At 73.4% G+C, this 6,443-nt stretch carries 8 protein-coding genes and 1 pseudogene; 3 read left to right on the plus strand and 6 right to left on the minus strand.

Translation table 11 applies throughout. The annotated features are described in order from the left end of the window. The 3 genes and pseudogenes from VR44_RS33515 to sigE form a co-directional block, all read right to left on the minus strand. A partial coding sequence (locus VR44_RS33515) for a S1C family serine protease (RefSeq protein ID WP_045951412.1) occupies positions 1-743 on the minus strand: 743 nt, incomplete at its 3' end. Between the two features lie 274 nt (positions 744-1,017). After that, positions 1,018-1,509, minus strand: a pseudogene (locus VR44_RS33520) (zf-HC2 domain-containing protein); the annotation flags it as partial. Beyond that, positions 1,506-2,285 (minus strand): RNA polymerase sigma factor SigE, encoded by a 780-nt coding sequence (gene sigE / locus VR44_RS33525; RefSeq protein ID WP_094192080.1) that lies wholly within the window; start codon positions 2,283-2,285, stop codon positions 1,506-1,508. The gene sigE and the pseudogene VR44_RS33520, both read right to left, overlap by 4 nt. 167 nt (positions 2,286-2,452) lie before the next feature. Between sigE and VR44_RS33530 the strand changes: the two genes are divergently transcribed. After that, complete coding sequence (locus VR44_RS33530) at positions 2,453-3,115, plus strand: O-methyltransferase (protein ID WP_045951415.1); 663 nt, start codon at positions 2,453-2,455, stop codon at positions 3,113-3,115. 114 nt (positions 3,116-3,229) lie between these two features. On the opposite strand, the gene VR44_RS43235 is transcribed toward VR44_RS33530, so the two are convergent. Then, a complete protein-coding gene (locus tag VR44_RS43235; protein WP_003966491.1) occupies positions 3,230-3,397 on the minus strand; it encodes a DUF3117 domain-containing protein in 168 nt (55 codons plus the stop codon). Between the two features lie 332 nt (positions 3,398-3,729). Between VR44_RS43235 and chcB the strand changes: the two genes are divergently transcribed. Next, positions 3,730-4,533, plus strand: coding sequence for a 2-cyclohexenylcarbonyl CoA isomerase (gene chcB / locus VR44_RS33535; RefSeq protein ID WP_045951416.1), 804 nt, complete (start codon positions 3,730-3,732; stop codon positions 4,531-4,533). A gap of 15 nt (positions 4,534-4,548) precedes the next feature. Here the strand turns inward: chcB and VR44_RS33540 are convergent, their stop codons facing one another. Both VR44_RS33540 and VR44_RS33545 read right to left on the minus strand, forming a co-directional pair. Further along, positions 4,549-5,130, minus strand: coding sequence for a DNA-3-methyladenine glycosylase I (locus tag VR44_RS33540; RefSeq protein ID WP_045951417.1), 582 nt, complete (start codon positions 5,128-5,130; stop codon positions 4,549-4,551). Beyond that, positions 5,127-5,489, minus strand: a complete 363-nt coding sequence (locus VR44_RS33545) for a DivIVA domain-containing protein (protein ID WP_052713950.1) — start codon at positions 5,487-5,489, stop codon at positions 5,127-5,129. Before VR44_RS33545 ends, VR44_RS33540 begins: the two co-directional genes overlap by 4 nt. A gap of 76 nt (positions 5,490-5,565) precedes the next feature. Between VR44_RS33545 and folP the strand changes: the two genes are divergently transcribed. Beyond that, positions 5,566-6,426 carry a dihydropteroate synthase gene (gene folP / locus VR44_RS33550; protein ID WP_045951418.1) on the plus strand — a complete coding sequence of 287 codons (861 nt, stop codon included), beginning with the start codon at positions 5,566-5,568 and terminating at the stop codon, positions 6,424-6,426. Positions 6,427-6,443 lie beyond the last annotated feature (17 nt).

Below are 6,443 nucleotides of genomic sequence, written 5' to 3' on the forward strand. Positions count from 1 at the left end.
GTGTTGGAGAGGTCGAAGGGGGCGCCGATGGCGACCACGGGGTCTCCGACACGGACGTTCTCGGAGTTCCCGAGGGCCAGCGGGTGCAGGCCCCGGACACCGGTGACCTTCACGACGGCGAGGTCGTAGCCGCTGTCGCGGCCGACCAGCTCGGCGGTGACGCTGTCGCCGGTGCTGAAGGTGACGGTTATCTCCTTGGCGTCGGCGACGACGTGGTTGTTGGTCAGGATGTGGCCCTGTTCGTCCAGGACGAAGCCGGTGCCCGTGCCGCCGCCGTCGCCGCCGCTGACGTGCAGGGTGACGACGCCGGGCAGGGCGGTGGCGGCGATGCCGGCCACGCTGTCCGGGGCCCGGCCCTTGGTGTCGACGGCGGCCTGCGGGAGTTCCAGGCGGGTGCTCGTGCGGCGCTCGGCGAGGATGCCCAGCCAGCCGCCGATGCCGCCGGCGAGGAGGGCGATCACCACGCCGAAGACGGCCAGCTGCCACACCGAGGGCCCGCACCGCCGGGGCGCGCCCTCGTCGTCCACCACCTGGAGCGGACGGGCGGCCCAGGGGTCGTACCGCGGCCCGGGCACCGGCTCGGCTTCGGCCGCGGCCCCGGCTCCCGCTGCGGGCTCGTCCCCCGGGGCGGGGCCGGCCGGGGCGCCGGGCGCCTCGGGGGCGGGCTGCGGGTGCGGGGCGGAGGGGTCTGCGGGCCGGCTCCACCAGGTGGGAGCCGGGCCGTTGTTCTGACTGTCGGACATGTGCGCTCCCCCGCGGGCCTGGCGTGCCGCGGGGCGGCACGTGTGCCGCAGATTCAACCAGGTGCCGGACCCCCGCGCTGGCCCGGGGCGGAGCCGGGGGCGGCCCCGGCGGTCAGCGGGCGAGGGAGGCCGGCTGGGCCGTGACCGGGGGCGGGGAGACGGCCGTGGGCGTCGCCGCGGACGGGCTCGGGGTGCGTACCGCGTCGGGCAGCGGCAGCCGGTCGCGGATGGCGGCGTCGGTCAGCGGGATCGACGGGCCGGGCCGGGAGGCCGGCGCTTCACCACGGGCGTTCGGCTCGATCGCGTCCAGCGGGAGCGATCCGCCCAGCGCGATCGCGGCCAGCGACACGGCTCCGGCCGCGACGAAGGCGAGGCGGCGTCTGGGACGCCCCATCTCATGGATGCGGAACCCCTCGCGCGGGGCGGCCGGGACGGCGTACCCGAAGGTGGCGAGAGGGTCGGCTCCGGGAGCGGCGGGGGTGCGCGGCGCACCGGGACCGCCCGGCGGTCCGGCAGGGCCCTCGGGGCCCGTGCCCGGCAGCCCCTGCAGCCGGGCCAGCAGTCCGGCGGACAGCGGCGGCGGGGCACTCTCCACGAAGAGGGTCTTCAGCCTGCGCTGCGCGTCGGCCTCGGCCTTGCAGCGGGCACAGGTGGCCAGGTGTGCCAGGACCCGCTCACGGGCGTCGTGCTTCAGCTCCCCGTCCACGAGGGCGGCGAGGCGGTCGCCCAGGTGCTGTTCGGCGGGGGACGGACTGACTCCGCTCACTCGGCTCCGCCCTCTCCCCCGGCGCCCGGGACGCCCACCGCCACTCCGGCCAGGGCGCGCTGGGAGGCGCGGGCCTCGGGAGAGCGGTGCTTGAGCGCCTTGCGCAGGTGTGAACGGCCGCGGTGGATACGGCTGCGGACGGTTCCGAGCTTCACGCCGAGGGTGGCGGCGATCTCCTCGTAGGACAGGCCCTCGATGTCGCAGAGCACCACGGCGGCACGGAACTCGGGCGCGAGGGTGTCCAGCGCCTGCTGCACGTCGGCGTCGAAGTGCGTGTCGTGGAGCACCTGCTGGGGGGAGGGCTCACGGCTCGGCAGCCGCTCGGCCGCGTCGTCGGCCAGCGCGTCGAAACGGATCCGCTGCTTGCGGCGGACCATGTCCAGGAACAGGTTGGTGGTGATGCGGTGCAGCCAGCCCTCGAAGGTGCCGGGCGTGTACGTGGACAGCGAGCGGAAGACGCGGACGAAGACCTCCTGCGTGAGGTCCTCGGCGTCGTGCTGGTTGCCCGTCAGGCGGTAGGCGAGGCGGTAGACGCGCGCGCTGTGCGTGCTGACGATCTCCTCCCAGGTGGGAGGGGTCCACGCCTGGGAGCCCGCATCGGCGGCAAAGGTCGCGGTGGTCGCGGTGTGGGCGGTGTGGAAACGGTCAGCGGTGTAGGTCACGGATTTCGGCTCACCCGCCGACCAGAAGAGGCGTCTCAGTACGCCTCCACGATCCACAGGCGCAGCCGCACCTCCCCTGTCGGCTCTGGTGGTGTCCAGTGGAGCCCCTACCATAGCCACCCCTCCCGTCAGCTCTGGATAAGCATTTTTGCTTTATCTTTGCCCGGGACTCGGGTTCCGCGCCGCCGTTCTGCCCGCCGGCGTCCCCTCTATCCCGCCTCTCACCCTCCCAACGCCCGGTCCCATCTGCGGGTTCCCGACTCCAGCGGATACAGTCACCGTTGCGCCAACTATGGGGACAGGAGAGGGTCATTACCGGCAACCGGCAGACGAGCTGGGCGTTCGCCGACGCGTTTGTCGCCGAGGACGACGCCCTGCGATGGGCCCGCGACCGGTCCAGGGAAGCGGGCCTGCGCTCCGTCTCCCCCGGCACCGGGGCCGCGCTGCGTCTGCTCGCCGCCACCGCGGACGCCAAGGCGGTCGCCGAGATCGGCACCGGGACCGGGGTCTCCGGCATCCACCTGCTGCACGGGATGCGGCCGGACGGGGTACTGACCACGGTCGACCCGGAAGCGGACCGGCAGGCCTTCGCGCGGCAGGCGTTCCGTGCGGCCGGCTTCGCGGGGAACCGGGCGCGGTTCATTCCGGGGCGGGCCCTGGACGTGCTGCCGCGGCTCGCCGACGGCGGGTACGACCTCGTGTTCTGCGACGGGGACCCGACCGAGTCGCTGGACTACCTCGCGGAATCGTTGCGCCTGCTGCGGCCCGGGGGGCTGGTGTGCTTCGAGGGGGTGTTCTCGGACGGGCGTACGGTCGATTCGGCCGCGCAGCCGGTGGAGGTGTTGCGGGTGCGGGAGCTGCTGCGCAGCGTCCGGGAGAGTCCCGCGCTGAAGTCCGCGCTGCTGCCCGTGGGGGACGGCCTTCTGTGCGCGGTGCGGCGGTAGGGCCTCGCCGCCGGGGCTGGAGCGTGCCGGCGGGGCTGGAGCTTGGTGCGGGAACGACAACACCGCCCCGCCGCGGTAGCGGCGGGGCGGTGTGGGGATCTCAGTGGTCGAGGGTCAGCCGACGACCTTCTTCAGGGCGTCACCCAGGGCGTCCGCCTCGTCCGGCGTCAGCTCGACGACAAGCCGACCGCCGCCTTCGAGCGGTACGCGCATGACGATGCCTCGCCCCTCCTTGGTGACCTCGAGCGGGCCGTCGCCCGTCCGCGGCTTCATGGCCGCCATGCTCGTTCCCCTTCCTGAAACCAGCTCATCGTCAGCCGACGGCCCCGTTCAGGCGCCTAGTACCCGGCATCGAACACATTGCTTCCCAGCCATTATCCCGCATGTCAGGACCCGATGACCAACATCGGCAGGGAACGCTTGGGCAACGCGCTCGGCCAAAACCACTCATTTCGGGGATCCGCCTGCGATACTTCGCCGCTGCTCCCCGGTGAGCGCCTCCGCTTCGTTTGACGCACATCACATGCCCGGCGGTGGTCCCGTCCGCCATGCTGACCCTTGGACCGGCCGGTACCGGCCGGTAGCCACACCCGCGACGAAGGGGGACCCCCGCCATGGCCGACAGCGTGCTCTACGAAGTGACCGACGGACTCGCGAAGGTCACGATCAACCGGCCCGACGCGATGAACGCCATGAACACGGAGGCCAAGGTCGCCCTGCGGGACGCGGTGCAGGAGGCGGCCGCCGACCCGGCCGTGCGGGCGGTCCTGCTGACCGCCTCCGGCACCCGGGCCTTCTGCGTGGGCCAGGACCTCAAGGAGCACATCGGGAACCTGGCGGCGGACCGCGAGAGCGGCTCGAAGCTCACGATGAGCACCGTCTCCGAGCACTACAACCCGATCGTGCGGGCCCTCACCGAGATGCCCAAGCCCGTGGTGGCGGGGGTCAACGGCGTCGCGGCCGGGGCGGGCTTCGGGTTCGCGCTCGCGGCGGACTTCCGCGTGGTCGCCGACACCGCCTCGTTCAACACCTCGTTCGCCGGTGTGGCGCTGACCGCCGACTCCGGGGTCTCCTGGACCCTGCCCCGGCTGATCGGCGCCTCCCGGGCCTCCGACCTGCTGCTGTTCCCCCGCTCGATCAAGGCGCAGGAGGCGTACGAGCTGGGGATCGTCAACCGTCTGGTGCCCGCGGACTCACTCCACGAGGAGGCGGAAGCGGTGGCCCGGAGCCTGGCCGCGGGTCCGACGGTGGCCTACGCCGCCCTGAAGGAGTCCCTCGCGTACGGGGCCTCCCACTCCCTCTCCGAGGCCCTGGAGCGGGAGGACGTCCTGCAGACCCGCGCGGGTGCCTCGGAGGACCACTCCATCGCCGTCCAGGCCTTCCTCGCCAAGCAGCCCCCGCAGTACCTGGGCCGCTGAACGTTCACCGGCTGTTCACGCCTCGCGGGAGACGCAGCCCGCGAGGTGGTCGTTGACCAGGCCGCACGCCTGCATCAGGGCGTAGGCGGTGGTGGGTCCGACGAAGCGGATGCCCGCCTTCTTGAGGGCCTTGGCCAGGGCCGTGGACTCCGGGGTGACCGCCGGCACGTCGCCGGTGGTCCTGGGGGCCCGGCCCTTCCGCTTGGGGGCGTGGGACCAGATCAGCGCGTCCAGTTCCCCGGGCTCCCAGCCGGCCAGCACCTTCGCGTTGGCCAGGGTGGCCTCGATCTTGGCGCGGTTGCGGATGATGCCCTCGTCGGCGAGGAGCCGCTCGGCGTCGGCCGGCCCGAACTCCGCGACCGCCGCGATCCGGAAGTCGCCGAAGGCCTTACGGAACCCCTCGCGCCGGCGCAGGATCGTCAGCCAGGACAGCCCGGACTGGAAGGCCTCCAGGCAGAGCCGCTCGTAGAGGGCGTCGTCGCCGTGGACCGGCTTGCCCCATTCGGTGTCGTGGTACGTGACGTAGTCCTCCGTGGCCAGCCCCCAGGGACAGCGCAGGGCGCCGTCCGGGCCGGCCAGCAGGCCGCCGCCGCTCACCGCTCGTCCTTGGTGAGGTCGACCCGGTCGGCGGCCGGAGCAGGGGCGGCCTGGGCAGGGGCGGCCTGGGTGCGGGCCGCCGTCAGCTCGGCGATCCGGGCGTCCCGCTCGGCGAGCTCCGCGGCGAGCCGGTCCAGTACGTCGTCCACCTCGGCCATCCGGTAGCCGCGCGGGGCGATCGGCAGCCGCAGCGCGTCGATGTCCTCCCGTACCACCGGACGGGTCTCGGGCAGGGCGTCCGCCACCCGGTCGGGCTCGGCCTCGGGCAGGACGGCCTCCGCGCCTCCGCCGACCACCGCGAGGGTGACCGCGGCCACGACCACGACCAGCGCGATCAGCAAGAACCAGAACACGATCAACTCCCCTGAGAGACTCCGGCCACCAGGTTAAGGTCGCAGACGTGGCGCGAGGGTCGCCGAAGGAGGAAAGAGCGGGATGCTGCGACTGGGCAGGCGCGAGTTCGACACCCACGAGCCGGTGATCATGGCCATCGTGAACCGGACCCCTGACTCCTTCTACGACCAGGGCGCCACCTTCCGCGACGAGCCCGCGCTGGACCGGGTGGAGCAGGCGGTGGCCGAGGGCGCGGCGATCATCGACATCGGCGGGGTCAAGGCGGGCCCGGGCGAGCACGTGGACGCGGCCGAGGAGGCCCGGCGCACGGTCGGTTTCGTGGCCGAGGTGCGCCGCCGCCACCCGGACGTGGTGATCAGCGTGGACACCTGGCGGCACGAGGTCGGCGAGGCCGTCTGCGCGGCCGGCGCGGACCTGCTCAACGACGCCTGGGGCGGGGTGGACCCGAAGCTGGCGGAGGTCGCGGCGCGCCACGGCGCGGGCATCGTGTGCACGCACGCGGGCGGGGTGGAGCCGCGCACCCGGCCGCACCGGACCGCGTACGAGGACGTGATGGAGGACATCCTGCGCGTCACCGTCGGGCTCGCGGAGCGGGCCGAGGCCCTCGGAGTGCCCCGGGAGTCGATCCTGATCGACCCGGGCCACGACTTCGGGAAGAACACCAGGCACTCGCTGGAAGCCACCCGCAGGCTGGCGGAGATGGCCGAAACCGGTTGGCCGGTCCTGGTCTCCCTGTCGAACAAGGACTTCGTGGGCGAGACCCTGGACAAGCCGGTCAAGGAGCGGCTGCTGGGCACGCTGGCGACCACGGCCGTCTCGGCGTGGCTCGGCGCCCAGGTCTACCGGGTCCACGAGGTCGCGGAGACGAAGCAGGTCCTCGACATGGTCCGGTCGATCCAGGGGCACCGGCCGCCGGCCGTGGCCCGGCGCGGGCTGGCCTGAGCCGGCCCGCGCCCGAG

Origin of the sequence: Streptomyces katrae (genome assembly GCF_000966975.1) — a bacterium.
Lineage (GTDB): Bacteria > Actinomycetota > Actinomycetes > Streptomycetales > Streptomycetaceae > Streptomyces > Streptomyces katrae.